Source organism: Serpentinicella alkaliphila (assembly GCF_018141405.1).
GTDB lineage: Bacteria > Bacillota > Clostridia > Peptostreptococcales > Natronincolaceae > Serpentinicella > Serpentinicella alkaliphila.
The window spans coordinates 3,021,175-3,045,812 of sequence record NZ_CP058648.1; the positions used below are offsets into that span (position 1 = coordinate 3,021,175).

27 protein-coding genes, 1 pseudogene and 1 riboswitch are annotated in these 24,638 nt (G+C 32.0%); of the genes and pseudogenes, 5 read left to right on the top strand and 23 right to left on the bottom strand.

The window, feature by feature from the left end; all coding sequences use genetic code 11:
* Positions 1 to 18 precede the first annotated feature (18 nt).
* The gene (locus HZR23_RS15395) at positions 19 to 1,293 is read right to left on the bottom strand and encodes a dicarboxylate/amino acid:cation symporter (protein WP_132848992.1); all 1,275 of its coding nucleotides are present in this window, start codon (positions 1,291 to 1,293) and stop codon (positions 19 to 21) included.
* 317 nt (positions 1,294 to 1,610) lie between these two features.
* Between HZR23_RS15395 and HZR23_RS15400 the strand changes: the two genes are divergently transcribed.
* Complete coding sequence (locus HZR23_RS15400) at positions 1,611 to 2,849, top strand: [Fe-Fe] hydrogenase large subunit C-terminal domain-containing protein (RefSeq protein ID WP_132848993.1); 1,239 nt, start codon at positions 1,611 to 1,613, stop codon at positions 2,847 to 2,849.
* Positions 2,850 to 2,903: 54 nt separating this feature from the next.
* On the opposite strand, the gene lysA is transcribed toward HZR23_RS15400, so the two are convergent.
* The 7 genes from lysA to HZR23_RS15435 all read right to left on the bottom strand — a co-directional run bounded on the left by lysA (position 2,904) and on the right by HZR23_RS15435 (position 9,788).
* On the bottom strand, positions 2,904 to 4,148 hold the full coding sequence (gene lysA / locus HZR23_RS15405) for a diaminopimelate decarboxylase (RefSeq protein ID WP_132848994.1): 1,245 nt from the start codon (positions 4,146 to 4,148) through the stop codon (positions 2,904 to 2,906).
* 19 nt (positions 4,149 to 4,167) lie between these two features.
* Positions 4,168 to 4,881 (bottom strand): 2,3,4,5-tetrahydropyridine-2,6-dicarboxylate N-acetyltransferase, encoded by a 714-nt coding sequence (dapD, locus tag HZR23_RS15410; protein ID WP_207667903.1) that lies wholly within the window; start codon positions 4,879 to 4,881, stop codon positions 4,168 to 4,170.
* Positions 4,882 to 4,952: 71 nt separating this feature from the next.
* Positions 4,953 to 5,675: a 4-hydroxy-tetrahydrodipicolinate reductase gene (gene dapB, locus HZR23_RS15415; protein ID WP_132848995.1), complete on the bottom strand. Its 723-nt coding sequence runs from the start codon at positions 5,673 to 5,675 to the stop codon at positions 4,953 to 4,955.
* A gap of 12 nt (positions 5,676 to 5,687) precedes the next feature.
* Positions 5,688 to 6,560: a 4-hydroxy-tetrahydrodipicolinate synthase gene (dapA, locus tag HZR23_RS15420; RefSeq protein ID WP_132848996.1), complete on the bottom strand. Its 873-nt coding sequence runs from the start codon at positions 6,558 to 6,560 to the stop codon at positions 5,688 to 5,690.
* Positions 6,561 to 6,573: 13 nt separating this feature from the next.
* Positions 6,574 to 7,569, bottom strand: a complete 996-nt coding sequence (locus HZR23_RS15425; protein ID WP_132848997.1) for an aspartate-semialdehyde dehydrogenase — start codon at positions 7,567 to 7,569, stop codon at positions 6,574 to 6,576.
* Between the two features lie 174 nt (positions 7,570 to 7,743).
* Positions 7,744 to 7,921: riboswitch (Lysine riboswitch) on the bottom strand.
* 77 nt (positions 7,922 to 7,998) lie between these two features.
* The gene (locus HZR23_RS15430; protein ID WP_207667904.1) at positions 7,999 to 8,868 is read right to left on the bottom strand and encodes a cell wall hydrolase; all 870 of its coding nucleotides are present in this window, start codon (positions 8,866 to 8,868) and stop codon (positions 7,999 to 8,001) included.
* Positions 8,869 to 8,963: 95 nt separating this feature from the next.
* The gene (locus tag HZR23_RS15435) at positions 8,964 to 9,788 is read right to left on the bottom strand and encodes a carbon-nitrogen hydrolase family protein (RefSeq protein ID WP_132848998.1); all 825 of its coding nucleotides are present in this window, start codon (positions 9,786 to 9,788) and stop codon (positions 8,964 to 8,966) included.
* Between the two features lie 156 nt (positions 9,789 to 9,944).
* Between HZR23_RS15435 and HZR23_RS15440 the strand changes: the two genes are divergently transcribed.
* Positions 9,945 to 10,655: a lysophospholipid acyltransferase family protein gene (locus tag HZR23_RS15440; protein WP_132848999.1), complete on the top strand. Its 711-nt coding sequence runs from the start codon at positions 9,945 to 9,947 to the stop codon at positions 10,653 to 10,655.
* 33 nt (positions 10,656 to 10,688) lie between these two features.
* Here the strand turns inward: HZR23_RS15440 and HZR23_RS15445 are convergent, their stop codons facing one another.
* From HZR23_RS15445 to HZR23_RS15460, 4 genes are all read right to left on the bottom strand, one after another.
* Positions 10,689 to 10,952, bottom strand: a complete 264-nt coding sequence (locus tag HZR23_RS15445) for a hypothetical protein (protein WP_132849000.1) — start codon at positions 10,950 to 10,952, stop codon at positions 10,689 to 10,691.
* Between the two features lie 312 nt (positions 10,953 to 11,264).
* Positions 11,265 to 11,588: an RRXRR domain-containing protein gene (locus tag HZR23_RS15450; RefSeq protein WP_132849001.1), complete on the bottom strand. Its 324-nt coding sequence runs from the start codon at positions 11,586 to 11,588 to the stop codon at positions 11,265 to 11,267.
* 136 nt (positions 11,589 to 11,724) lie between these two features.
* The gene (locus HZR23_RS15455; protein WP_132849002.1) at positions 11,725 to 12,465 is read right to left on the bottom strand and encodes a TIGR03915 family putative DNA repair protein; all 741 of its coding nucleotides are present in this window, start codon (positions 12,463 to 12,465) and stop codon (positions 11,725 to 11,727) included.
* Positions 12,465 to 13,757 carry a putative DNA modification/repair radical SAM protein gene (locus tag HZR23_RS15460; RefSeq protein WP_132849003.1) on the bottom strand — a complete coding sequence of 431 codons (1,293 nt, stop codon included), beginning with the start codon at positions 13,755 to 13,757 and terminating at the stop codon, positions 12,465 to 12,467. The genes HZR23_RS15455 and HZR23_RS15460 overlap by 1 nt, the downstream gene beginning before the upstream one ends.
* A gap of 131 nt (positions 13,758 to 13,888) precedes the next feature.
* Here HZR23_RS15460 and HZR23_RS15465 point away from each other — a divergent pair, with 131 nt between their 5' ends.
* Positions 13,889 to 14,689 carry an undecaprenyl phosphate translocase family protein gene (locus tag HZR23_RS15465; RefSeq protein WP_132849017.1) on the top strand — a complete coding sequence of 267 codons (801 nt, stop codon included), beginning with the start codon at positions 13,889 to 13,891 and terminating at the stop codon, positions 14,687 to 14,689.
* A gap of 232 nt (positions 14,690 to 14,921) precedes the next feature.
* Positions 14,922 to 15,482 (top strand): annotated as a pseudogene (locus HZR23_RS18150) (transposase).
* 312 nt (positions 15,483 to 15,794) lie between these two features.
* Here the strand turns inward: HZR23_RS18150 and HZR23_RS15475 are convergent.
* The 3 genes from HZR23_RS15475 to HZR23_RS17885 form a co-directional block, all read right to left on the bottom strand.
* A complete protein-coding gene (locus HZR23_RS15475; protein ID WP_132849004.1) occupies positions 15,795 to 16,199 on the bottom strand; it encodes an acyl-CoA thioesterase in 405 nt (134 codons plus the stop codon).
* 327 nt (positions 16,200 to 16,526) lie between these two features.
* The gene (locus HZR23_RS15480) at positions 16,527 to 17,528 is read right to left on the bottom strand and encodes a transposase (protein ID WP_330571466.1); all 1,002 of its coding nucleotides are present in this window, start codon (positions 17,526 to 17,528) and stop codon (positions 16,527 to 16,529) included.
* A complete protein-coding gene (locus tag HZR23_RS17885; RefSeq protein ID WP_330571465.1) occupies positions 17,456 to 17,806 on the bottom strand; it encodes a hypothetical protein in 351 nt (116 codons plus the stop codon). The genes HZR23_RS15480 and HZR23_RS17885 overlap by 73 nt, the downstream gene beginning before the upstream one ends.
* 360 nt (positions 17,807 to 18,166) lie before the next feature.
* Here HZR23_RS17885 and HZR23_RS15485 point away from each other — a divergent pair, with 360 nt between their 5' ends.
* Positions 18,167 to 18,655, top strand: a complete 489-nt coding sequence (locus tag HZR23_RS15485) for a hypothetical protein (protein WP_132849005.1) — start codon at positions 18,167 to 18,169, stop codon at positions 18,653 to 18,655.
* A 33-nt stretch (positions 18,656 to 18,688) separates the two neighbouring features.
* Here the strand turns inward: HZR23_RS15485 and HZR23_RS15490 are convergent, their stop codons facing one another.
* From HZR23_RS15490 to HZR23_RS15525, 8 genes are all read right to left on the bottom strand, one after another.
* Positions 18,689 to 19,201, bottom strand: coding sequence for a YcxB family protein (locus HZR23_RS15490; RefSeq protein ID WP_132849006.1), 513 nt, complete (start codon positions 19,199 to 19,201; stop codon positions 18,689 to 18,691).
* Positions 19,202 to 19,316: 115 nt separating this feature from the next.
* The gene (locus tag HZR23_RS15495; protein ID WP_132849007.1) at positions 19,317 to 19,565 is read right to left on the bottom strand and encodes a hypothetical protein; all 249 of its coding nucleotides are present in this window, start codon (positions 19,563 to 19,565) and stop codon (positions 19,317 to 19,319) included.
* A gap of 155 nt (positions 19,566 to 19,720) precedes the next feature.
* Positions 19,721 to 19,972: a hypothetical protein gene (locus HZR23_RS15500; RefSeq protein WP_132849008.1), complete on the bottom strand. Its 252-nt coding sequence runs from the start codon at positions 19,970 to 19,972 to the stop codon at positions 19,721 to 19,723.
* 160 nt (positions 19,973 to 20,132) lie between these two features.
* Entirely contained in the window at positions 20,133 to 20,351 is a 219-nt protein-coding gene (locus tag HZR23_RS15505; RefSeq protein WP_132849009.1) for a hypothetical protein, read from the bottom strand.
* Positions 20,352 to 20,436: 85 nt separating this feature from the next.
* The gene (locus tag HZR23_RS15510) at positions 20,437 to 22,236 is read right to left on the bottom strand and encodes a glycosyltransferase (RefSeq protein WP_132849010.1); all 1,800 of its coding nucleotides are present in this window, start codon (positions 22,234 to 22,236) and stop codon (positions 20,437 to 20,439) included.
* A 199-nt stretch (positions 22,237 to 22,435) separates the two neighbouring features.
* The gene (locus tag HZR23_RS15515) at positions 22,436 to 22,693 is read right to left on the bottom strand and encodes a hypothetical protein (RefSeq protein ID WP_132849011.1); all 258 of its coding nucleotides are present in this window, start codon (positions 22,691 to 22,693) and stop codon (positions 22,436 to 22,438) included.
* A 10-nt stretch (positions 22,694 to 22,703) separates the two neighbouring features.
* Positions 22,704 to 22,973, bottom strand: coding sequence for a NifU family protein (locus tag HZR23_RS15520; protein ID WP_132849018.1), 270 nt, complete (start codon positions 22,971 to 22,973; stop codon positions 22,704 to 22,706).
* A 21-nt stretch (positions 22,974 to 22,994) separates the two neighbouring features.
* Positions 22,995 to 24,443, bottom strand: coding sequence for a 4-hydroxyphenylacetate 3-hydroxylase family protein (locus HZR23_RS15525; RefSeq protein ID WP_132849012.1), 1,449 nt, complete (start codon positions 24,441 to 24,443; stop codon positions 22,995 to 22,997).
* Positions 24,444 to 24,638: the final 195 nt, after the last annotated feature.

The window sequence follows — 24,638 nt, forward strand, 5'->3', positions numbered from 1 at the left end:
CCTCATTGAGGGATTTTTTTAAGCTAGTTGTAATTCCTTTGTTGAATTAAATATTTCTTCATCAAACTCACCTTCTGATTTTGCTATAACAGTTGTACATACAGCATCACCAGTAATATTAATCGCCGTTCTAGACATATCTAATATTCTATCAATACCCATAATAAGGGCAATTCCTTCTACTGGTAGTCCTACCGATTGAAGCACCATTGATAACATAATCAGTCCAACCCCAGGAACTCCAGCAGTTCCAATTGATGCTAAAGTAGCCGTAATAATCACTGTAGTTATTTCACTAAAACCTAAATTAATCCCATATACCTGTGCTATAAATATTGTTGCTACACCCTGCATTATAGCTGTACCATCCATATTTATTGTTGCCCCTAAAGGTAAAGTAAAGGATGCAATATCCTTAGATACTCCAATATTATCCTCAACCGTTTCAATCGTAACTGGAAGGGTTGCACTACTGCTTGCAGTCGAAAAAGCTACGGAAAAAGCAGGAAAAAATTGCTTAAAAAATCTAAGTGGGCTTAAACCAGTAAATACTTTTAATAAAGAGCCATAGGTTACAACTCCATGAATTATCAATGCAACAATTACAGTTATCATATATTTAAAAAGAGGAACCATAATTGCATATCCTTCCGTCGCAAAGGTTGTAGCTATTAAACAAAATACCCCAACAGGTGCTAGCTCCATTACAAAGCTTACGAGTTTCATCATTAATTCATTTAACTGTTCAAAAATACTTGAAAGGATTTTTACCTTTTCTCCTAATGCAGAAAGTCCAACTCCAATAAATAAGGCAAATGCAATTATTTGTAGCATATTACCCGAAGCCATAGCATTAATTGGGTTTCTAGGTATTATATCAACTATAACTTCTGCCAAAGGTACTGCATCTTTAATTGTTGGTTCTTTAGTAACAATACTTGCCATATCAAGTCCTAAACCTGGATTTACTATACTAGCCAAACCTATAGCTATTGATATTGCAATTGCAGTAGTCGCTAAATAAAATACAAGAGTCTTCATTCCAATTCTACCGATTTTCTTTATGTCCCCCATATTTGAAGCCCCATTTACTATGGATACAAATACTAAGGGTACTACCATCATCATTATAGCTCTTAAAAACACCTGTCCTACAATATAGAATACTCCTTTTATAATTACATCATCTTTAATAGTGTGTGAAGGAACATTATACAGTATTACTCCAGTAATCAATCCTAAGGCTAAGCCCAATAAAATTCTAGTTGTTAATTTATTCTTTTTATTCGCCAATGTCTTTCCTCCTAGTTGTTATGGTATATTTTTCTTTTGTAATTGCATTCTCATTTTTAATTAAATTTTTAGTAAATTATTCCATCGTGCTAATAACAGAATTCTTTGTCAACCGCTTTAAAAACATAAAAGTATTATACATGTTTTTTGCAATTTTAACAACAAAAAATTTCATTTCAATATATATTTTCACTACTCTCTAGATTTTCCTTTGTTAAATATTTAATTTTCCGAAAAATCAAGAAATAATACTGGTTTAATAGTATAATATATATAGTGTTATCTTATATAACGTAAGTAGTTCGGAGGGATATTATATGGATCCACTAGTTCATTCTATTTCTATAGATCCACAAAAATGTATAGGTTGTACAACTTGTATGAAAAGATGTCCCATCGAGGCCATTAGAGTTAAAGATAGTAAATGTTATATCATAGATTCTAGGTGCATTAACTGTGGACACTGTGTGAATGTATGCCCCCATAGGGCTTTATCAGGAATAACAGACGATATTAATTCTATATTTAATTTTCCATATCGCATAGCTTTAATAGACCCTGTTTTATATAGCCAGTTTGATTTAGTAACAGACCCAGTAAAAATAATTTCTGTATTTAAAGATTTAGGCTTTAACGAAGTTTTTGAAACATCCCACGGAGCAGATTTAATCACAAACTTCACAAAAAAGTATATTAAATCAGCTAGCTCTAAACCCGTTATTTCATCATCGTGCCCAACGATTATTCGATTAATCCAACTAAGATTTCCAGAACTAATCGACAACATACTTCCAATAGATTCACCAGTTGAAATTTCAGCATATATGGCTAGGCAAAATGCCATTAAATCTACAAAGTTTAGTTGTACCGATATCGGAGTTTTTTATATTTCACCATGCTCTGCAAGAATATATAGTTTTCAACATCCAGTTGGGATAAAATACACTAATATAACAGGGACTATTTCAATTAGTTCTTTATTTTTAGATATTAGCAAGCTAATGGATAATATCAAAGAAACTGTAGATTTCTATTCCTCTGGTAAGGCAATAGGATGGGCAAGGGCAGGGGGACAGAGTCAAGCCCTAGAAATTAGTGAATTTCTTGCAGTTGACGGTATAGAGAATGTAATAAGTGTACTTGAAGAGATAGAAAATAATAAAATTAATGATTTGCTCTTTCTTGAATGTCAAGCATGTACAAATGGTTGTGTTGGGGGTTGCTTAACTATAGAAAACTCCTTTGTAGCTCGAAATAGAATAAGGCAGATATCCCAAAAATTTTATAAATATATTCCAGAAGACCTTTTTCAGCCTGAAAAATTCCTATTAGATCAGCCAATTGAGCCGCTTAATGTCTTAAAGCTTGATAAAGACTTATCTAAGGCTATTGCAAAAATGAAGTTGATTGAAGAAGTAGTGAAGGATCTTCCTAATATAGATTGCGGGGCTTGCGGTTCACCTTCATGTAAAGCACTGGCAGAGGATATAGTTCAAGGCTATTCTAATAAATCTGATTGTATTGTAATGCTAAAAAATAATTTAAAAATTAAATAGAATTAAATAAACTTAAAAATAATAGGATACTAATGTACCCTATTATTTTTTATACTATTTATTTACCTTATAATATTTTACTAAGTCATTAATATCTTCTCGAGGACGAATTTCCTTAATTTCTCCATCTTTTAAAAGATACTCTGCTGGTCTAAAGCTAAAATTATAATTTGAGCTCATGGAATAACCATATGCACCGGCATCACATATAACTAATAGATCATCGTGATTAGGAATACTTAAATCCCTATCCTCCGCTAATCTATCCCCTGTTTCACACAGAGGGCCTACAACGTCAACTTTTTCAGTATTATCTCCTTCAAATTGAGGATACATATGATGATATCCATTATACAAGCTAGGTCTTATTAGGGATGCCATAGACGCATCTGTAACAACGAAAGTTTTATATGGAGTCTCTTTAACATATTCAACCTTACTAACTAGAACACCTGCATTTCCAATTATAAATCTTCCAAGCTCCAAAATGATTTCAAGGTTAATATTCTTTAGAATTGGTATAACCCTATCCTTATACTCATCAAGAGGGAAACTATTTCCATTTTTTTCATAGTCGATACCCCATCCACCACCAATATTAACAAACTCTAGTCCATGTTCTTTCAGACTTAGCATAAACTCGTGAGTTTTCTGGTAGGCATCCTCATATGGACTAACAGATAATAGCTGAGACCCAATGTGAAGGTGTAGCCCTTTAATTTTAATATATGGATGTGAGTTATACTTTTCAATTATCCCTTTTGCACTGTCCATATCTATACCAAATTTATTTTTCTTCAGGCCAGTTGAAATATATGGATGAGTTACAGGATCAACATCAGGATTAATTCTTATAGCAACAGATACTTCCTTTTGTCTGGTATTTACTATCTGCTCTAATCTTTCAATTTCTTCCTTAGAATCAATATTTATAGCCTTAGGCTGAAAATCTACTAATTCAGATAGAAACTCTAATGTTTTTCCATTTCCATTTACTATAACTTCATCATTATGAAATCCAACTAACTTAGCTGCTTCAAATTCTCCTTTTGATACTATATCAACACCTATATTCATGTTCTTTAATTCTTCTAATAAATATAGATTATTATTTGACTTAGTAGCAAAGGATATATGGTAATTTACTCCCTCAAAAACCTCTTGAACCATTTTAACATTTTTCTTAATTTGATCAAAAGAATATAAGTAAAATGGTGTAGCTTTATCTTTAGATAACTGCCCCACGGATATATTATCTAGATGTAACTCTTTATTTTTATACTGTATCACATTTATCATTCCAATCTGTTTAGATATCTTAAGCTCCCATTAAATCTCTAAGTTCTTTAACTATCTCTGTCTTTGACTTAGTTTTATCGTCTATCTCTTTAATAACCTTTGCTGGCGCACCTGCTACAACTACATTTGCTGGTACATCTTCAGTTACTATAGCTCCCGCTGCTATTACAGAACCAGTACCTACTCTTACTCCCTCTAGTACAACTGCATTAGCTCCAATAACTACATCATCCTCGATAATTACTGGAGTAGCTGAAGGTGGCTCTACAACCCCTGCTATAACAGATCCTGCCCCAATGTGGCAGTTCTTTCCTATAATCCCTCTACCTCCAACAACTACGTTCATATCAATCATTGTACCTTCCCCAATAATTGCTCCTATATTAATTGATGCACCCATCATAATAACTGCATTTGCTTGAATCTCTACTTTTTCTCTAATAATTGCCCCTGGTTCAATTCTAGCTGGAATGTCTTTGATGTCAAGCATCGGAATAGCTGAGTTTCTTCTATCATTCTCAACAACATAATCCTCTATATGATGGCTATTTTCCTCTAGTAAAGGTGAAACAAATTTCCATTCACCAAATATTACACCAGTGTTATCGTTAATAAAGTTTTTACATTCATATTTAGCCCAATCGATTTCGTTTAGATTTCCCTTTAAATACACTTTTACAGGTGTTTTTTTCTCACTATCCTTAATATATTGTATAATTTCTCTAGCGTCCATTTTCATAATCCTCCTCATTTGTGTTAAAGATTTTTAATTAATATAAATCTTCGGGCCCATGGACCCGAAGACTATTGAATACCTAATACATCCTTCATATTATATATGCCCACTTTTTGGTTTAATATGAATTTTGCTGCTACTAAAGACCCTTCAGCGAATACTGATCTATCATGGGCCTCATGAGTTATTTTTATAGTCTCTAAATCATTAATGAAGTTTGCCTCGTGAAAACCTACAATATTTCCACCACGGATAGCATGAACTCCTATTTCACCCTTTTCTCTAGGGCATTGACCAACTCTTCCATGGGCATGCTTTTCTACTCTGCCCAAACCTTTTTCTATACACTCTATTATAGTAACGGCACTACCTGATGGTGCATCAACTTTTCTATTATGATGTGCCTCAATTACTTCTATGTCAACTTTATCTTTTAGCACTGATGCTACTTTTTCTACTAAAGAAAATAATAGATTCATTCCTAAAGACATATTTGTAGCTTGCATTATAGGTATATTACTTGATGCTACTTTTATTTTCTCGATATGTTCATTTTCAAAACCCGTTGTTCCAATAACTAAAGGCAATTTATTTTTTTGACAATAGTCTAGTACAGAATCCAAAGCTGTAGGATGAGAAAAATCAATAACAACATCCGGTTTATAGTCTATCATATTAATAGTCTTTTCCATATCTACACCTTCAACCGAAGTCCAGAAACTGTCCTTTACAGCTGAATTATAAATAAGTTGACCCATTCTACCACTCTTACCCCAAATTAATAGCTTCATCTATTTCCACCCCTATATAATTTGTAGTTTCTTCATTTCTTCCACTAATAATATCATATTATTATCTTCTATAGAAGTCAAAGGAAGTCTTAATTCGTTTTCTATAAAACCTAGAGCACTTACTGCAGCTTTAACTGGTATCGGATTTACTTCAATAAATAATAAATCTACTAGCTTTTTATACTTTAATTGAAGCTCCAATGCCTCTTTCATATTGCCATTCATAAATAGCTCACACATTCGCTGGAATTCCTTTGGAACAACATTTGCCGCAACAGAAATTACTCCTTGCCCACCACAAGCCAGTATAGGAACGACATTATCATCGTTACCAGAATATATCATAAAATCCTCAGGTACTAACCTTTTTATTTCAAGTATTTGAGACATATCTCCACAGGCTTCCTTAATTGCAACTATGTTATCTACTTTGGCTAATTCAGCAACAGTTTTTGGAGCAATATTCACACAAGTTCTTCCTGGTACATTATATAAAATAACTGGTAGTTTTGTTGAATTAGCTATTTCAGTGTAGTGTATAATTAAACCTTTTTGAGTTGCCTTATTGTAGTATGGCGTTACTACTAAAACCCCATCAGCCCCTAATTCTTCAGCCTGCTTTGTATATTTAATTGAAGTTAATGTGCTATTAACTCCGGTACCTATAATAACAGGAATTCTTTTTGCTACATGTTGTACTGCTGTCTTTACTATCAATTCTCTTTCTTTAAAATCTATCGTTGAAGCTTCACCTGTTGTGCCTAATACAATTAATGCCTGAGTGTTATTTTTAAGCTGAAAGTCAATTAACGACTTAAACTTCTCAATATCTACCTCTCCATTTGTAAAAGGTGTTACGATAGCAACTCCCGACCCACTGAACATAAAGTATCCTCCCTTATTTTAAAGTTTCCAAAGCTTCTAATATTTGAACTGCATTTGTAGCAGCCCCTTTTCTTAAGTTATCCGCAACTACCCACATAGATAAAGCATTAGGATTAAATAAATCCTTTCTAATTCTACCTACATAGGTATCATCTGAATTTGCTACCTCTAAAGGAGTTGGATATTCATTTTTTTCTGGATTATCTAAAACTATAACTCCAGGAGCTTCACTTAAGATTTGTTTAACTTCTGATACCTCGGGAGTTTCTTTAAATTCAACATATACTGATTCACTGTGTGAAAAGAAAACAGGAATTCTTACTGTAGTTGAGTTTACTTTTATTTTATTATCTTCAAGTATTTTTTGTGTTTCGTATACCATTTTCAATTCTTCTTTTGTAAAGCCATTATCGTTAAATACATCTATGTGTGGAATGCAGTTTGTTGCAATCCTTTTAGGATAAACATTATTAGGATAGTTAGCATCCTTCATTTGATTTTCTAACTCAACAATAGCCTTGTGTCCACTTCCAGAAACAGCTTGATAAGTTGAAACTACGACTTTGTCAATTCCATATCTTTTGTGTAATGGGGCTAGTGCAACAACCATTTGTATAGTTGAGCAGTTTGGGTTTGCAATTATACCTTTATACCCCTTAAGCACATGGGCATTTACTTCAGGTACAACTAGAGGTATACCTTCCGTCATTCTCCACTGTGATGAATTATCAATTACCGTATTTCCTGCTTCCGCTGCTATCGGAGCATACTGGGCAGATACGCTTCCACCTGCCGAAAACAATAGGTAATCAAATTTATCTTTCATAACTTCTTCAGTAAGTAATTCAACAGTCACAACTTGATCTTTAAAATTTATCTTCTCTCCAGCAGATCTTGCAGAAGCAAATACTCTTAATTTTTCAATATCAATATTTCTTTCTTCAAGAACCTCTAACATTTTTCTTCCAACTGCACCCGTAGCACCTACAACCCCAACTATTAATCCCATAACATTTCCCTCCATTAATTTTATATATGTATACCTATTTTAAATAAATATACTTATTACATACGTACTTTTAATTTTTTGAAAATAAAAAAACTCCTAGAATAATATGCCAGGAGTAATAATTGTTATGCGACGACAAGGGTATGACAAATTAAACGTTGGTTTTATCGCGCCTTAACAAATAGTGCTCCATGGAATACCATGACAGTGGCGTTGTTATTCACAAAACCCCCAGCTATTGAATCGATAACTATTCAACAACTTCGGCACATCAGCCTTTTTATAATAGTTTTGAGGGTTTCCCTCTTAGCACCTATTATATACTCATCTTCAGCGCACCTCTATTTATCAATCTTATCTATATTTAGTTTCAACTTATATTTAACAAATATTATCACATTTTAATTAGACTGTCAACTTTAACCTTAATTAATAATAGAAATCATGGTCACCTATTGTCATAAAATATCTTCTATTGTGGACAATCCAAAAGTTTGTTGCCTTCCTTGGATTAAGAAAATATAAGGCAGTTCCTACAGGTCTATACCCATCTAATGCATCAATAGCTGCTCTTCTACTCTCCTCATTAGGAGTATTATTTATACTACCGTCTAAAACAGGAGAAAACTGAACATATCCATATTGTTTATCGTAGATTACGCCACGTATAGTATTTGGAAAATCCCTATGAGCAACCCTATTTAATACAACGTTACCAACAGCTACTTTTCCTTCGTATGGCTCACCCTGTGCTTCCGCATGAATAATTCTGCTTAGCCAGTAAATATCATCTTCTCTTGACGAAGGGCTACTACTATTATCGCTATTATTGTTTTCATTACCGTTCGATATTGTATGCAAAACCTGACCTTCATATATGGTATCTACTTGAGCCAAGTTATTAATAGATTTTAGTTCTTCTACAGTCATACTAGATCTACTTGCAATTAAGTATAAAGTATCTCCTCTACTTACTATATACCTTTCTGAATTAATTGGTGCTAAATTATTTTTAGTACTAGATTCATTAGGTCTTTTAACCTCTTCGTATGTACTAGTATCCAGCAAGACTACGTCCACACCTTCTTGCCCATATGTTTCGATTAGCTTAATATCATATTCCCCTTCTATAAGCATATCTTTATAGTCAAAACTATATAAATTCTCTCCATTATCTATTAATTCATTAACCGTAACTGTTTTTATGTCCTGCAATATAAGTATAGCTGACAATACAAAAACTAGAACTACAGAAACGAATAAATATATATTTTTTTTACTATAAAATAGGTGATTCATATATACACGTCCTCTCGTTAGTTTGCATAATCATACTACCATATAAACTATTTCGTGTATATGTGTATACCCTTTGTAAGTTTTGGAATTCGTTCTTAACTATTTATACTATATACAGACTCTCTTCTATTTTTTAATAAAGGCAGTTCATTCCTAACCTTTTCAATATATTTCAAATCAATTTCACTACATATTATTTGTTCCCTTTCTTCCGCCCAAGCTATAAATTCTCCCCAAGGATTTACAATTGCTGAATGACCATAAGCAATATAATTTGCTTTCTCATTTCTGGCTGGAGATGCTGCAATGAAATAAACTTGATTATCTATAGCTCTAACTTTTATTAAGGCATCCCAATGAGCAGGACCAGTAATCATATTAAATGCTCCAGGCACTACAATAATTTCAGCACCACTTAAAACCATGGATCTCATTAACTCTGGAAATCTAATATCGAAACATATGGCTACTCCAATTTTACAATACTTTGTTTCTACTACTGTTACTTCATTACCTGGACATAATACATCAGATTCTTTAAATCTTATTCCATTTTCTATATCTACGTCAAACAGATGCACTTTTCGATGCCTTCCAATAATTGCTCCCTCATTATCAAATATTAAAGAAGTATTATATAGTTTATTTTCACTTTTCTCCGGAATAGATCCTCCAATAATATATACGTCTAACTCCTTAGCTAAAGCTGCTAGTACTTGTGATGTTTCACCATCATACTCCTCTGCATACTCACTCATCACCTTTGTATCATAGGGACAATTAAACATTTCCGGCAAAACAATAATATCTGCCTTTTTTTCTTTTACTGCTTCACATACCATTTTTCTCGCATTTTCAAGATTCTTCCGCTTACTATCTGTTACATTCATTTGACAAATAGCTATATTAAACTTACTCATCACTCCACCAACTTTCTAAAAAATACTATACTTATACAAATTCTATACTATTCTGATATTTCCTACTCATATATATATACAATCATAGCTTTAATTTCTATTATTTTTATGGTAGTATAAAAGCAACTAAAATTGAATTTTCAGGAGGAACAATAGATGCGTACAATATATTTTTATGTCTACTTAAGTCTACATCTTCTATATTCTTGTATTTATATCCCAAGAGTAAAATACTATATTAAACATAATATGTTAAAGGAAAAACGCAGCCTTACATATAAAATTTCTAACCGTTGGGCTAAGAGTTTAGTTAGAATTACTGGTAGTTCAGTAGATATTTCTGGACTAGAAAACATACCAGTTGATACTCCTGTGCTTTTTGCGAGTAATCATCAAAGTAATTTTGATATTCCTATTTTACTCGGTTATCTTCCAAAACCAATTGGTTTTGTTGCTAAAGTCGAGTTAGCAAAGGTACCACTACTAAGTACATGGCTTAAATTTGGAGACTGTGTATTTATTGATAGAAAGGATATCAGACAATCATTAAAGGCTATTAATGCTGCCAGTGATATTTTAAAATCTGGTCATTCAATGGTTATCTTTCCTGAAGGTACTAGAAGCAAAAGTAATGAATTAGGTGTCTTTAAACCAGGGAGCTTAAAGCTAGCTGAGAAAGCTGGTGTTCCAATAATTCCCATAACCATTCATAATTCTTACGAAATCTACGAAGGTAATAACAATCGTGTCAAACCTGCAAATGTTAGAATTACTGTTGGAAAACCTATCTACTCGAATACTGATAATACAGAAAAATCGACAGTTGTACGGGTATATGAAACAATAAAAAATGAATTAGAAAAATAATAATATTAATAATGCCCCTTATATTAAGGGGCATTATATTTTAAACAAAATCCATTTGCACTTGTCTAACTCATATTTTAATTCGTATCTTTTTTCAACCCCATTAATAACACTTTGACATTTATACACAAAAGCTTGAATACCTGCAATATTTGTTTTTCCTCTTTCAATAACATGATCTATTTTTATAATATTTGAAATATCATCCTGCTCTTTAATTTTGAATTTTAGTGGTCTAGGTATTCCTTCCTCCGAAAACCACGCTACCATTTCAATGGGTTTAGCTACAATTTTCATAATAAAAATCAATCCTATCTAATTGTTGATAAGTTTTTTAAATAGTCTCTTAAATCTTTAACTTTACCGGAAAAAAAGAAAATCTTCATGTTTCTCCTCCTCGTAATAATAAAATTTATTCATGCTTTAATTTTAACAGAACACATGTTCTGTGTAAAGAGTAATATATAAAAATTATTTTTTATATTATTACCCATTTAGGACAAGCTTTAATAAATTATATTCGGTTTGTACTTATTTTATTCCATATCTTATATATATTTTTCAATAGCATCCTTCGATATATTCCCTGTACTACAAGCAAAGTAGCCATCACTTCAAAATGTTTTCTTCATTTCTTTTTCTGTTGTCAAATCTGGGTTTTCTATATCTCAGCCTTTGTCTTCTAATCCGTCTATATTGTAATTTTTCAGTAATTCTATTACTAATACCTTCTAGTAACTTAACTTCGCCATATATTAATTCTTTTTTTTCTGTCGTTGCACTAAAACCAATATTCAAGTACCTAGAATCAATACCAAGGGTTATATCTTGCTTGGTTTCACCTGTAGCAATAAGCAACTGAATAGTAAAGGGCTTAACTGTTATTACTTTTGCTTTGCCATCTTTGAGTAATTTCCTAGCTTTTTGTGCAATAGTCCTCCTTTCAGAGTAGGTTTACTTCGCCAATGTTATCTAAGGTTTGCATACAACACATCTCCTAACCATCAGAGATCTTTAATCATATACCGTAGTGTTCAAGACTAGTGAAGCATCTTCAAGTACCTGTTGACTACATATTTTTTTCAATTAAATTTACCCAATATCTTTTAGGCATATTCTGTTGTTGAAGCTTCAAATTTTTTCTTTCTTTAATCGAAATACTATGAAAATAGTTTTGCCAGAGGGATTGAAATAACTTTTCTTTATTACTAATTTCAATTTCATTTTCAAGCTTTAATTCTGTTATATACCATTCTCCATCAGTATAAATAGATGCCTTATTTCTGTTTTCATCATGAATAACCCAGTTTTCACTAGCTAATCTTTTTTCAAAATGAGGGGATACTAAACTTAATATATTATACTTTGGTTGAATTTTAGCATAAAGTAAACCTTTATCTAATTCCATAAATCGTATTAATCCTAACATAGCATGTCTCTCTTTTTGTACTTTCCTACTGAAATCATTAATAATTAGAACATTATTATTAGATAAATATCCATCAATACTTTTTCCGATTTTAAAACCTAACCTTAAATAATTATATATTGCAATTTCACAGTCTTTCTGCTCAGATAAAAAGGCGTAGTAAATATTTTGTAAAGAATGATATGAAATTTTATCTTTAATAGCATTATATACTTTATTAAACTTTACTTCATCCGTAGTAATATTAATATATGTGGTCAAAAAATCCTTTTGTTCCTCTTGCATATAAGTTATACGAGTAGGTATCTCTTTCCTATAGAAACTATCATATATTGATGTTAATAAGCCCTCGAAGGTCCCATCATATACATACACAATCATTAAAACTCCCCCGTTATATTACTAGATGCTTCTTTTCGTACTAATGAATCAGGAAACATATCAAATATAGATAATTGTGTTGAGTAGCTTTCAGGTCTATCTAATAACACTTGCTTAATTGAAATTGGATTTATAGAAATCCCTCCATAATACTTACCCTTACAAGTTATAAAGTATTTAGCCCTTTTTAATACAACCCCTAGCTTTTTTAAATCCTCATAATCTAGCTTTGACATTCGTCTTGCTGTAACAATTTTCATAGCTGACCTTATACCAATACCTGGTACCCTTATTAGCTCTGTATAATCTGCTTTATTAACCTCTAGCGGAAATATATGAATGTTCTCTAGGGCCCAAAAACATTTCGGATCAAGCTCTAAATCAAAGTTTGGATTGTTGCTATTTAAAAGCTCATCTGCATTAAACCCATAAAACCTTAATAACCAATCTGCCTGGTATAGTCTATGCTCTCTTAACAAAGGGGGCTTAGTTTGAATACTAGGTAGAGTACTACTTTCAAATACAGGTATATACGCTGAATAATAAACCCTTTTCATCGTAAACCGCTTATATAATCCCTCAGATAGCTTTAAAATATTTAAATCCGGCTCTGGACTCGCACCTACAATCAACTGAGTAGTTTGTCCCGCTGGTAAAAAGGAAGGGGTTTTTCTATAATTCATTTTTTCCTCTTTGTTTTGTATTATCCCATTTTTAATCAAGGACATAGGCTTAATAATGCTCTCTTTTTTCTTTTGCGGAGCCAAAGCTTGCAAGCTTGCTTCCGAAGGTAGTTCAATGTTAACACTCATTCTATCTACATATAGTCCAGCCCTATTAATAAGTGTATTGTCTGCACCAGGTATACCCTTTAAATGAATATAACCATTAAATTTGTTTTCTCTAAGCATTTGTACTGTCTTTATTAATAGCTCCATTGTGTAATCCGGACTTTTGTATACAGCAGAGCTTAGAAATAAGCCTTCAATATAATTTCTTTTATAAAAATTCATTGTTAGTGACACTACTTCCTCAGGAGTAAAAGTTGCCCTTCTAACATCATTTGTAATTTTACTGGAACAATAGGCACAGTTATATATACATTCATTTGAAAAAAGTATTTTAAAAAGCGAGATACACCTACCATCTTCAGACCAAGAGTGACATATTCCACTAACAGCAGCATTACCCAATCCGCCCTTACTATTTTTTCTTGTGCTACCACTAGACGAACAGGATACATCATATTTTGCAGCATCGGACAAAATTTGTAATTTAGTCAAAATTTCCATGGCTACTAACCTCTTTCTTAGTCTTTTAAAGTATTATATCACATAAACGTGCTTTTTATCAAACATATGTTCGTGGTTATATGTTTTTTTAGATACTTCTCTTATTGCATAAAAAAATTATAACGACTATAATGTTGTTAGTTAAAAATTTTAATTCAACAAAATTCTCTCTAAGGAGCTTTTATATGAATCAAGTAGTATTTGGCTTTATTTTAGGCTTTATTCTTGTATTACCAGGAATGAGCGGCGGAACAGTTTTGCTTATATTTGGTATTTACGAAAAAATCGTAAAAGATTTGTCGAAATTTAATTTCAAGCCCCATATCCCTTTATTGCTAGGTGCAATTGGTGGAATTTTTATAAGCGGAAAAGTATTTACTATGTTTTTTTCAGCACATCGAGATGCAACAGTAGCATTATTGTTAGGTTGCCTACTGGCTTCAATTAAATCAATACTTAACAATTGTCCGAAAATAAATAGGAATAGCTTTTTAATCCTTTTATGTGGATTTTTCTTAGGGTTGTTAACTGTACAGGAAAACCTAGGTATAGGAACTAACTACAATGATATATCGTATGTAATTTTATTTTTAGGAGGGGCTCTCGCTAGTGCTGCAATGATAATACCCGGTGTACCAGGGAGTTCAGTTTTAATACTATTGGATATTTATGACTCAATTCTCTTTTATATAAGTGAATTGAGAGTTTTGAGACTTCTATGTTTTGGAATAGGTGGAGCATTAGGTATAATTTTTTTAGTAAAGTTTTTAGCAAAAATTTATGACGATCACAGAAGTACAGTTTCATATTTGTTCTCTGGAATTGTGTTGGGATCAAGCCGCTCCCTATTTCCTCACGAAATATCAATACCAATTACAATGCTATTTCTAATCGGTTTTTCTATCGTATGGGTATGGAGTGATAGCGTATAACAAGAGTTTTAAAATATAAAAAAGGATTTCTTCTTATGAGAAATCCTTTTTTATATTTAACCTTAATTATTCATGACGCTTATCCAAACAGACCTCAATCAAAGTATTTACAGTGGTTTTGCATTATTATTTCTTTCACTCAAAAAGTGAACCTAAAACAATAGAAAAAGAGTTCCAACTTTGTTAAAATTTAAGTGACCAAACCAAAACAATAACAGAGGAGGAACCCTTTATGTCTAGTTTAAGTGCACTTAGATTAGAAAGCAATAGAAAAATTAAAATTAATTTTGATGGTAGATTTATCCTCTGATTCTGGGCTACTTTAATTAAAGAATTTGCTCATAAACTTGGATTTCATAAACTAATTAAAAATATATTCAAAACAAAAGATAAAGCTACACGTTTTCATAAGGATGATGAAAACCTTAGTCAAATGATTTATCAAATCTTGGCAGGTTATTTTAATGATAATGACGCAGACGAATTATCTAATGAACCGGTATTCAAAAGCATTTTAGATAAAGAGAGTCTTGCTTCACAGCCTACTTTGTCACGTTTTTTTAACCGTATGGACTCAGATACCAATCTTTTTAATTTGTTTAGACGGCTGCTACTTCCTAAGCATATGAGAAAAATGCAGATAAATACCATACGTTTAAAACTTATTAAGATAGCTTCGAAAATCGTTAAATCATCAAGATACCTTACATTTAAACTGTGTAGTAGCTGCCCGTATCAAAAGGAGTTTAATGAGATATTTGATAACATAATGAAAATCCCTAAGCTAGAGTAATAAAAAATAAAGTTCTTTGACAACTTCAAAAATCATAATTGACTATTCGGGGATAAGTCTGCCCATTTTTAAGTCTCTTATAAATGTAGAGACCTTTTACATTAACAAACAAGTCATTTTTGAATTAGAAGTTGTATTAAATTTTTCTCATGAATAATTCAGGTTTAATTACTTTTGATTATCTTTCCATTTCATTATTATAAACAATCCAAGAAATCCACCTATGATCGCGCTATAACTAATAATATTCAACCTCAACACCACCTAAACACATTCATTCTATATGTAAAAAAGTTAAAACACTTAACAATATTATTTAATCATTTTAATTAATTCCTTATCTTCATCTGTTTCTGGTTCATCCAAAGTTATATTATGAGGTATTTTATTCTCATTTTCATCAACAGAAACAAATCTCACAATCCCCTCTAACACTTTATCACCATTCATATTTAAAACCTTAGCGTAAACAAACATACTAGTTGCACCAACTTTAATTACTTTAGAAGCAAAAGTAATTATTTCACCACTATGAACTGGTAAAAGGTATCTTATGTCGTGAATTTGTGCACATACTAAGTTAGCTTCACCTTTTATTTTAGCAGCACCAAAAAATGAACTTTCAACAAACCACTCTGCCATTCTGCCTGCAAATAAAGTACCATGATGATTTAAATCCTCACTTTTTATTAATCTAGAAGACTCTACATAATTCATTTTTATCCCTCCAAGTTTTGTAAAAAATTTGTGCATATAAGTATTATAGCATAGCAATTTATCTCTTTAGATAAAAATTTTATTTCATACATATATCTTTACCATTTATTGATGTCTTAATAATATATTGCTTTTGATATAAAATTTATATGTATTATTTTTGATAGTCCAGCTAAGAAATGTCAATAGTTAAATTCTAAAAATATTTGATATTTCTTCAACTCTTTCAACTTAAAAAAGGGTAAAATTAATAGCCTTTTGAGACTATCTCAAAAAGCGGAAGGAAGGCTATGGATTTACTTTATGCAGCTTTATCGCATTTAGCTTTTAAGTAACTCTTTTGATGTTCATCTGGTGTGATGATTTTAATTCTTTTTCATCACGAAGTATTGCAAATACAATGTTACAGACTTTGTGCATAACTGCACCAAGGGCGACCTTTTTAGGCTTCGACTGACATTTCTTTAAATAGTAATCACGTAACACTGGATTTTTTGCTGAACCATCTCGGTTCTTACTGATACTAATTAAGGCCATTGTATGAAGTACCCTTCTGGCAATACGGGAACCTCGTTTTGACATAGTGATTTTAGAGCCTTCAAACTTTCCGGATTGTTTTACAGCAGGATCCAAGCCAAAGCAAGCAAAAAGTTGCTTAGGTGAGCGAAAAGCGGAGAAATCTCCAATTTCGCCCATCAAGCTTACAGCAGATAGAAAACCAGCTCCTTTGTAAGACTCAATCAGATGGATTTGCTTTACAAAATCAGTAGTTTCATTAGCATCAACCAATTCATGCATATCAGAAAGAATGGATGATATTTCATCATCATAGTTTCTGATGATGCGAATATATAAGCGAATGCGTGTAAAGTTACTGCTTAGGGAATAACCAAAGGAATTGGCATCGTTTGCGGCCTTAATTATGTCATTATACTTATTAGTATCATATGTAAGCCCAAACCTAGCTGTAGAACGTATGGAATTAATAATCTCATCTTTAGAGGCATTTAGAAATGCGTCAGGAGATGTATAGTTTTCCAATAAGGTTAGAGATGTATTTGTAGTTATTTTAGAAAATATTTTTAAATACTGTGGAAATACCATTCGCAGTTCACCGTTTAACTTATTCACATAAGCAGAGCGGTTATCCATCAGGTCATAATACTCTCTTGAAAGATTCCTTAAATTGAGGGCTAGGTCAGATGGCATAAGAGATACCTTTAAATCAGGCTTTAGACCAACTAAGGCAGCCTTTTTTAAATCAAAACGGTCATTATGCACTTTTCTAATGTTAATGTTTGTGCTATTCTTAGTGATGATAGGATTGATAACTGAGCAGTTAAAACCTTATCACGAAGATAGCAGAAGAGTGGGTAATGATAAATTCCCGTGGATTCCAGAAAGATGCGACTTTCTAAGGAATACAGCTCTTCTGCTTCTTTTATTTTAGAAACAGCTAGGCTTAAGGAATTGAGGTCAGAATGTAGGATCTTAAAATGTTTTGCTACAAAGGTTTGATTAGGAAGTGCGATAGACATAAAGCTGAAGTCTGCACCAACATTAATACCAACCGAAATAAATAAGTTTTCAAATAAAATATTTGACATGAGTAAAAGCTCCTTTCCGATAGGAATCCATTTCCATCTAATGAGTACACAGCCTTGCGAGTTATACGGGTATAGCCTGAGGCTCCCAACCAGCCGAATCATAAAACCTCATTGAATGGACTAATTGACTAAATCATAGGTATGGGTCAGTAGAAACTGACTTCCCAAGGAGGAATCCTATCCTTGAAGATTATACCTTATGAAACAACTGGTGGTCTATCTGGAAACCGTCAGACATGATAACTAATAAGTAACTTCTGATGAAGGAGGAATACCTTCTTCAGTTACTTGAATATATTGAAAAGATTAACTATGTATAGCCATAATAGCTATATCATTATTATACAAGGAGGAATTTAATTGAATAATGAGAAATTAATCGAAGAAAAGCTTAGAATCGAAGACACACTAAAGAATGGTGCAGGATGGTTTTATTGGATTGCAGGATTATCTTTAATAAATAGTCTTCTAATGCTTTTCAGTAGTGATTGGAGTTTCGTAGCTGGGCTAAGTATTACTCAAATAATAGATTATATTGCATATGACCTATCGCTGGAATTAGGTGGTGCAGTAACTATTATCGGCCTTATAATAAATCTAATAATTATTGGATTATATGTTCTTCTAGGGGTATTTGCTAATAAAGGTCGAAACTGGAGCTTTATAGTAGGGTTTATCCTATACGGCTTAGATACTTTATTATTAGTTTTTATAATGGATTATGTAAGTATTATTTTCCACGTAATGGCTCTGTACTCAATATTTAAAGGGTATAAAGCTAATAAACAGCTTAAAGAACTTACGGGGAATCTAGAGGAGTTAAGTAGTACACATCTGCAGGAAGCATAGGATTTCAGCCCACTAATAGTGGGCTTTATTAATTCAGATAATGCTATTATTATACATAGTATTTAATTTAGTAAGTAATTCAGTTGCCTCACTTTCAGAAAAATCTCTTTTAGGAATAATATATCCAGCTGTATCACTTGTAAAAATGTATATACTATTTACATCCTGTGTAATGGTTTTTACATTATCCCACGGAACAAATACTTCTTTTTTTATCTTAATTTCTCTTATACCCTCAGAGGAAATCTCCATGTCATATTTTCCCAGTAAGCTAAGCCCGGTTTTAAGCAACTTATTTAATTGTCTTTTAGGATAAGTGACATACCAATATATCAATACTAACTCTGTAAAAATAAATAAAAATATTAACTTGTATACATCAGTAATTAAATTTGCAATGAATATTAATCCTAATAATAAGGGTGGGGTCAAAATAGTAAATATAAAATTAAAAATATAACTTCTTCTCATAACTGGATGGTGTTTTAAAATATATTTTAAATAGTACCATTGGTCCTCTTCATTAAGTGTATAGGAGATTTTCATCAATATCCCTCATTTCTCAGTTTAATAATATTATGTCACAATAAATAGTTATAGAAACAGATAATTTATAAAAAAGTGGTTCTTAAACAAGAACCACTAAATTAATCCTAACTTACTATAGTACTTCAACAGTACCTCCTGCTTTTTGAACGGAATTAACTATATCTGCAACTTTAAAACTCCCACATAAAAATGGTAGCCTAATAATTAGACATATACCACTTGGTGATGTAAGTTCAATTAAATTTAATAAATTAATTACAGCTCCAGCTGGAATAAATATACGAAGAACCGTTCCTGGTAGCTGTGGACATGGTTTAGGGCAATGACTTGGTGGTAATGGTGATCCTACTGGTACTCTCATTTTTTCTCCCCCTTTCTCTTTTGCACTACATACTATGTTGACTTAATCTAAAGGTTACATATGAAGAAAGTAGCTTTTTTCTTAAATTTTCAATTATAAAAATTAATCTAAAACCCTATTAGCATTTAAAGGTGGTTCGTATGAACCACCTTTGATTATTCTTGAACTACTTCTACACTACCCCCAGCCTGCTGCACTGAGTTTAGAATGCTTGCAAAATTGAAATTTCCGCCACCTAGTAATGGTAGTCTTATAATTAAGCATATTCCACTAGGTGATGTTAGCTCTATAAGGTTTAACAGATTAATTACTGCTCCCGCTGGAATGAAAATTCTTAATATTGTTCCTGGCAACTGTGGGCATGGACTTACAGGTTTTGGTGGTATATAACCTTTTTGAACTCTCATTTTTCTCCCCCTTTCTCTTTTGCACTACATACTATGCTGTCCCAATATAAGAGTGACAAATAGAACACCAAAATCATTATATTAATGCCAAAAATAAATAGGTGGCTTCTCGAGCCACCTATGTTTATTCTTGAACTACTTCTACACTACCCTCAGCCTGCTACACTGAGTTTAGAATGCTTGCAAAATTGAAATTTCCGCCACCTAGTAATGGTAGTCTTATAATTAAGCATATTCCACTAGGTGATGTTAGCACTATAAGGTTTAAAAGATTAATTACTGCTCCCGCTGGAATGAAAATTCTTAATACAATTCCTGGCAACTGTGGACATGGACTTACAGGTGGTTTTGGTGGTATATGACCTCTTTGTACGTTCATTTATCTCCCCTTTATCTTTTTGCACTACATACTATGCTTAATTATTTATTATGTGCTTCTTACAGGATACGCAAAACTTTACTAATCACTTAATTATGGATATATACTCTTTTAATATATCATCAGCAATATTTTTTATATCAAACTTTTCTGCAACCCATTTACGACTGGATTCTCCTATAAATAATAAGTTTTCCTTTGATGATATAATTAATTTCAGGCATTTAAGTAATCTATTTGTATTGTAATCATCACAGGAATTATGATCACCAAAATAATTTAACCAGGCTTCGTTAAAAACCTTAGGCTCTACTAATCCAAAATAACCATGGTTCCCCATGGCTACTACAGGTTTACCACAGAACATAGCTTCTAATGCAACTCTACCCGCTCCGACTACACAATCACTACCAGTATAACAATTTCTTAAATCTAATCTCTCACCTAACAGGTGTATAAATTTTCTATTAGAACTAAAACAAATTTGCTTAGACAGATTTTCTACAGTATTCATATTTTGACCTGTACCGACAACAACCAAATGTACGTCTCGTTTAGTGATTTTTCTTAGCTCGTTACATACATGCATGAGTTTTTTACATGCAATCAATTTTCCCCATGCTAAGCGACTTACATATAAAATAACAAAAGCATCTAAGGGTATATTTAATTCATTCCTTAATGTACTATTACTTTCAGGATAGAATTCCATTGTATCAATGCCATTAGGTATTAGAGTAGAATTGACATTGTGGTTTAATAAATATTTCTTTACAGGTTCACTAACACTAATTACCTTTGAACATTTTTTTAAATGTGGCATTAAATGCTTATAGTAAAGACCATGTATAGTAAAAATACTTGGAATTTTAATTTTACCTAATAAATTTAAAGTTGCTAAACCTGAAGTTGGATGATGCAAATGCACTATATTGATGTTCTTGCTTTCTATAATACTCCTAATTTGTTTTTCAAAAGATTCCCTCTCTTTTTTTAGTAGATATATGGGACATCCAATTTTTTTAAAATCCCCATAAAGATTACCATTTCTCCCAGCTATAACTACATTTGCACCCATTTTGACTAAGTATTTTGATAAGGTTAATACATATGTTTCTGTACCACCCACATCCATACCATCTAATATCATCAATACTCGTATATCCTTATGTTGATAATTTTTTAGTTTTTTTTTACTATAAAATTTTTTAGAACGTTGTTTTGGATGTGCTCTATAGTAGTATAATACCTCTTGAATATTATCAACACCCTCACCTATAAATTTAGAAATAACCTCATAATCCTCAGCCCCTACAAGCCTTCTTGTCGGGCCACCTAACTTGTCAAAAATTTCAGCACGAAATAAAATAGTACCATGACATACACAATGATTACCTCTACTATAGCTTTCCTTTATATTATTGAGTCCATATTTAAGCCATAGATTTTTCGTTTGCTTATTAAAATTCCCATCCTCAAATGCTACATAATTAGTTCCTACAACAGCAATATTCTTATTTTTACTTAGAAAATTAACTTGCTTTTCAATACGTTTTTCGTGTGAAATATCATCAGCATCCTGTACTGCAATAAACTCACCTTTTGCCATAAAAAAACCAAGATTTAACGCACCTGCAAATCCAATATTTCTAGGCAACTTAATATAATATAGTATATCTTTCCTATGAAACCTACTTAAATTTTCCTTTTCCCATTTTTTAATAATATGTTCAGAAGAGTCTGTTGATCCATCATCAATCACTATAATTTCAATCTCTTTATATGTTTGATTTAAAATGCTATTTAAACATTCCTCAATATATCTTCCGTTATTATAATTTGTTATAACAATGCTAACTAAATTTTTTATTCTTGTAATAGTCAACTTTTACACCTGCCTACTATATTAAGTGTTGTATTTTTTTGTTTTCCTATATTGTCAGTATATTTTATGTGTATCTATTTTTTCGGTGATATAAAATAAAAAAGCAACTTTACTACTTATCGTAGAAAATTGCTTCCAAAGGGAAGTTACTTAAAAAATTATATACTAATACTTACATGGGGGATATAAGTATTATATGTCATTTAAAACCATTGAAAAATAACTGTATATCAAATTCCGTGGAAATAATATACCTATAACCGCGATCTTTGATTTCTTCTACATTTACACACTGCCGTTTACATCCTGATATTATCCAAATATAATCAAAACCATTATTTGAATTAGCAGAATGAAAGGTATATATATTACTATACTTAACTTTAACTGCTTCATACAAAGCATTTCTATCATACATTGGATTACAGCCACCACAATATTTAATGCCAATTTTCAAGAGAAATCTCCTATCTATTTTTTCTTATAATATTTAGTACTTCTTCTATCAATTCATCACTCACTGAGTTATCTAAAACTACTTCTTTAACTTCTGGGATACTATCTTTAAGTGTTGATTCAACTAAGTCTTCCATTGTAAATACGGCAGAAGGACAATGACTACAACTTCCAAGTAATTTAACTGTAACCACGCCATCATTTACATCTACCAATTCAATATCACCATAGTGTTTCATTAATTCCGGTCTAATTTTAGTTTCCAGAACACTTTTAACCATCTCTAACACGACGGAACCTCCTTAGTTAATGCCTGCAATTTTTTTAGCTAACTGTTTTTTATGTTTTAAATTACCTTGTCTTGCTATCATTACTCTCTGAGCCTGAGGTGAGCCTGCCCCATGTAATGATTCAGTTCTATATCCAACAGCCGCTGAACCAAGAGTAATGTTTTCTATTAATCTTAATATTCTTAGACGATGCTCAGTTGGCGTACCATCAACACCTCTAAAGTATTTATCTATATATTTACCCAATGTAGGATCTTTAAAATCAGCCTCTGACGGCATAGTTACCATTAAACCTCCAGCAATATCTTCTGCAATTCTAGCTATTTCATATGGAAACCTAGTTACATTTTGTTTGCAAACATTAGCTAATAATAGGTCTATTTGATAATTACCTGCTTTTGTTTCATGACCTTCGGAAGAACAAGCAATTCCACAGCAATAGAGAGTTTCATTTAAATGTGTCATCTCAATTAATTTATCTTTTATATGAGAGGCTTTATCTGCCCCGTTATACTCAGCAGCAACAGCCGCAGCACCTATTAAAACATCTCCTACTCCAACTTTACATCCACCATAGCTCTGTCTATGATACCCAGCGAATCTTTCAACCAAAATTCCAGATAGATCTGTTTCCCCATTTAAAAAGATTCTATCATTAGGAACAAAGACATCATCAAATACAACTAAAGCTTCGTGTCCACCAAATGTCTTATTACCTACATCTATATCTCCACCCTCTAGCTTTCTAGTATCGCAAGATTGTCTTCCGTATATCATAAATATGCCTTCCGAATTAGTTGGAACTGCAAAGGAAACAGCCCAATCCTTATCTTCCGGTCCCATAGCTATGGTTGGCATAACTAGAACTTCATGGGAATTAACAATTCCAGTTTGATGTGCCTTAGCACCCCTAACTACAATCCCATCCTCTCGTCTTTCAACAACCCTTAAAAACAAATCTGGATCTGCCTGTTTGCTTGGGGCTAAACCTCTATTTCCTTTAGGGTCTGTCATTGCTCCATCAACTGTTAAATCATTTTCCTGAACATATTGTAAGAAATTTTTAAAGTTTTCATGATATCTAGTATTATATACTTCATCAACCTCATATGTCGTGCTGAACACTGCATTAAAAGCATCCATACCAACACAACGTTGGAAACAGGCTGCTGTTTTTTGTCCTAATAGCCTAAGCATCTTAATCTTTTTCACTAGGTCATCAGCACTTTGATGTACATGAGTAAATCTATTAATTTTCTCCCCATTCAAACTAGATTTTACGGTCATTAAATCTTCGTACATAGGGTCTAGGGCTAGTTCATAGGTCATAGCAACTGAATTTAGTGAAGGTCTAATAATTGGATCATCTACAGGATTTTCAACTAATTTACCAAACATATAAACTTTAAGCTTTAGCTTTCTAATACTTTCAATATACTGCTCTTTAGTCATTAATGGCATTTAAATCATTCCTTTCAATATTTATATTTATTATTAAATATTTAGTTTTTATGAAAATACAACTATTTTCTTATACCTTAATTAAAGCAAGTACTATGCCAACTAATTTTAAATTCTGAATAAAACTTAAACGTTGAAGATTAAATAATATTAATGCACTGAACTTTTATTACACTTTTATAACCAAAAAGACCC

What these genes read in the sequence shown, in the direction of transcription:
- HZR23_RS15400 (WP_132848993.1), top strand. Translation starts at nt 1,611, where the DNA reads ATGGATCCACTAGTTCATTCTATTTCTATAGATCCACAAAAATGTATA.
- lysA (WP_132848994.1), bottom strand. Translation starts at nt 4,148, where the DNA reads ATGATAAATGTGATACAGTATAAAAATAAAGAGTTACATCTAGATAAT.
- dapD (WP_207667903.1), bottom strand. Translation starts at nt 4,881, where the DNA reads ATGGACGCTAGAGAAATTATACAATATATTAAGGATAGTGAGAAAAAA.
- dapB (WP_132848995.1), bottom strand. Translation starts at nt 5,675, where the DNA reads ATGAAGCTATTAATTTGGGGTAAGAGTGGTAGAATGGGTCAACTTATT.
- dapA (WP_132848996.1), bottom strand. Translation starts at nt 6,560, where the DNA reads ATGTTCAGTGGGTCGGGAGTTGCTATCGTAACACCTTTTACAAATGGA.
- HZR23_RS15425 (WP_132848997.1), bottom strand. Translation starts at nt 7,569, where the DNA reads ATGGGATTAATAGTTGGGGTTGTAGGTGCTACGGGTGCAGTTGGAAGA.
- HZR23_RS15430 (WP_207667904.1), bottom strand. Translation starts at nt 8,868, where the DNA reads ATGAATCACCTATTTTATAGTAAAAAAAATATATATTTATTCGTTTCT.
- HZR23_RS15435 (WP_132848998.1), bottom strand. Translation starts at nt 9,788, where the DNA reads ATGAGTAAGTTTAATATAGCTATTTGTCAAATGAATGTAACAGATAGT.
- HZR23_RS15440 (WP_132848999.1), top strand. Translation starts at nt 9,945, where the DNA reads ATGCGTACAATATATTTTTATGTCTACTTAAGTCTACATCTTCTATAT.
- HZR23_RS15445 (WP_132849000.1), bottom strand. Translation starts at nt 10,952, where the DNA reads ATGAAAATTGTAGCTAAACCCATTGAAATGGTAGCGTGGTTTTCGGAG.
- HZR23_RS15455 (WP_132849002.1), bottom strand. Translation starts at nt 12,465, where the DNA reads ATGATTGTGTATGTATATGATGGGACCTTCGAGGGCTTATTAACATCA.
- HZR23_RS15460 (WP_132849003.1), bottom strand. Translation starts at nt 13,757, where the DNA reads ATGGAAATTTTGACTAAATTACAAATTTTGTCCGATGCTGCAAAATAT.
- HZR23_RS15465 (WP_132849017.1), top strand. Translation starts at nt 13,889, where the DNA reads ATGTTGTTAGTTAAAAATTTTAATTCAACAAAATTCTCTCTAAGGAGC.
- HZR23_RS15475 (WP_132849004.1), bottom strand. Translation starts at nt 16,199, where the DNA reads ATGAATTATGTAGAGTCTTCTAGATTAATAAAAAGTGAGGATTTAAAT.
- HZR23_RS17885 (WP_330571465.1), bottom strand. Translation starts at nt 17,806, where the DNA reads ATGTCAAATATTTTATTTGAAAACTTATTTATTTCGGTTGGTATTAAT.
- HZR23_RS15490 (WP_132849006.1), bottom strand. Translation starts at nt 19,201, where the DNA reads ATGAAAATCTCCTATACACTTAATGAAGAGGACCAATGGTACTATTTA.
- HZR23_RS15495 (WP_132849007.1), bottom strand. Translation starts at nt 19,565, where the DNA reads ATGAGAGTACCAGTAGGATCACCATTACCACCAAGTCATTGCCCTAAA.
- HZR23_RS15500 (WP_132849008.1), bottom strand. Translation starts at nt 19,972, where the DNA reads ATGAGAGTTCAAAAAGGTTATATACCACCAAAACCTGTAAGTCCATGC.
- HZR23_RS15505 (WP_132849009.1), bottom strand. Translation starts at nt 20,351, where the DNA reads ATGAACGTACAAAGAGGTCATATACCACCAAAACCACCTGTAAGTCCA.
- HZR23_RS15520 (WP_132849018.1), bottom strand. Translation starts at nt 22,973, where the DNA reads ATGGTTAAAAGTGTTCTGGAAACTAAAATTAGACCGGAATTAATGAAA.
- HZR23_RS15525 (WP_132849012.1), bottom strand. Translation starts at nt 24,443, where the DNA reads ATGCCATTAATGACTAAAGAGCAGTATATTGAAAGTATTAGAAAGCTA.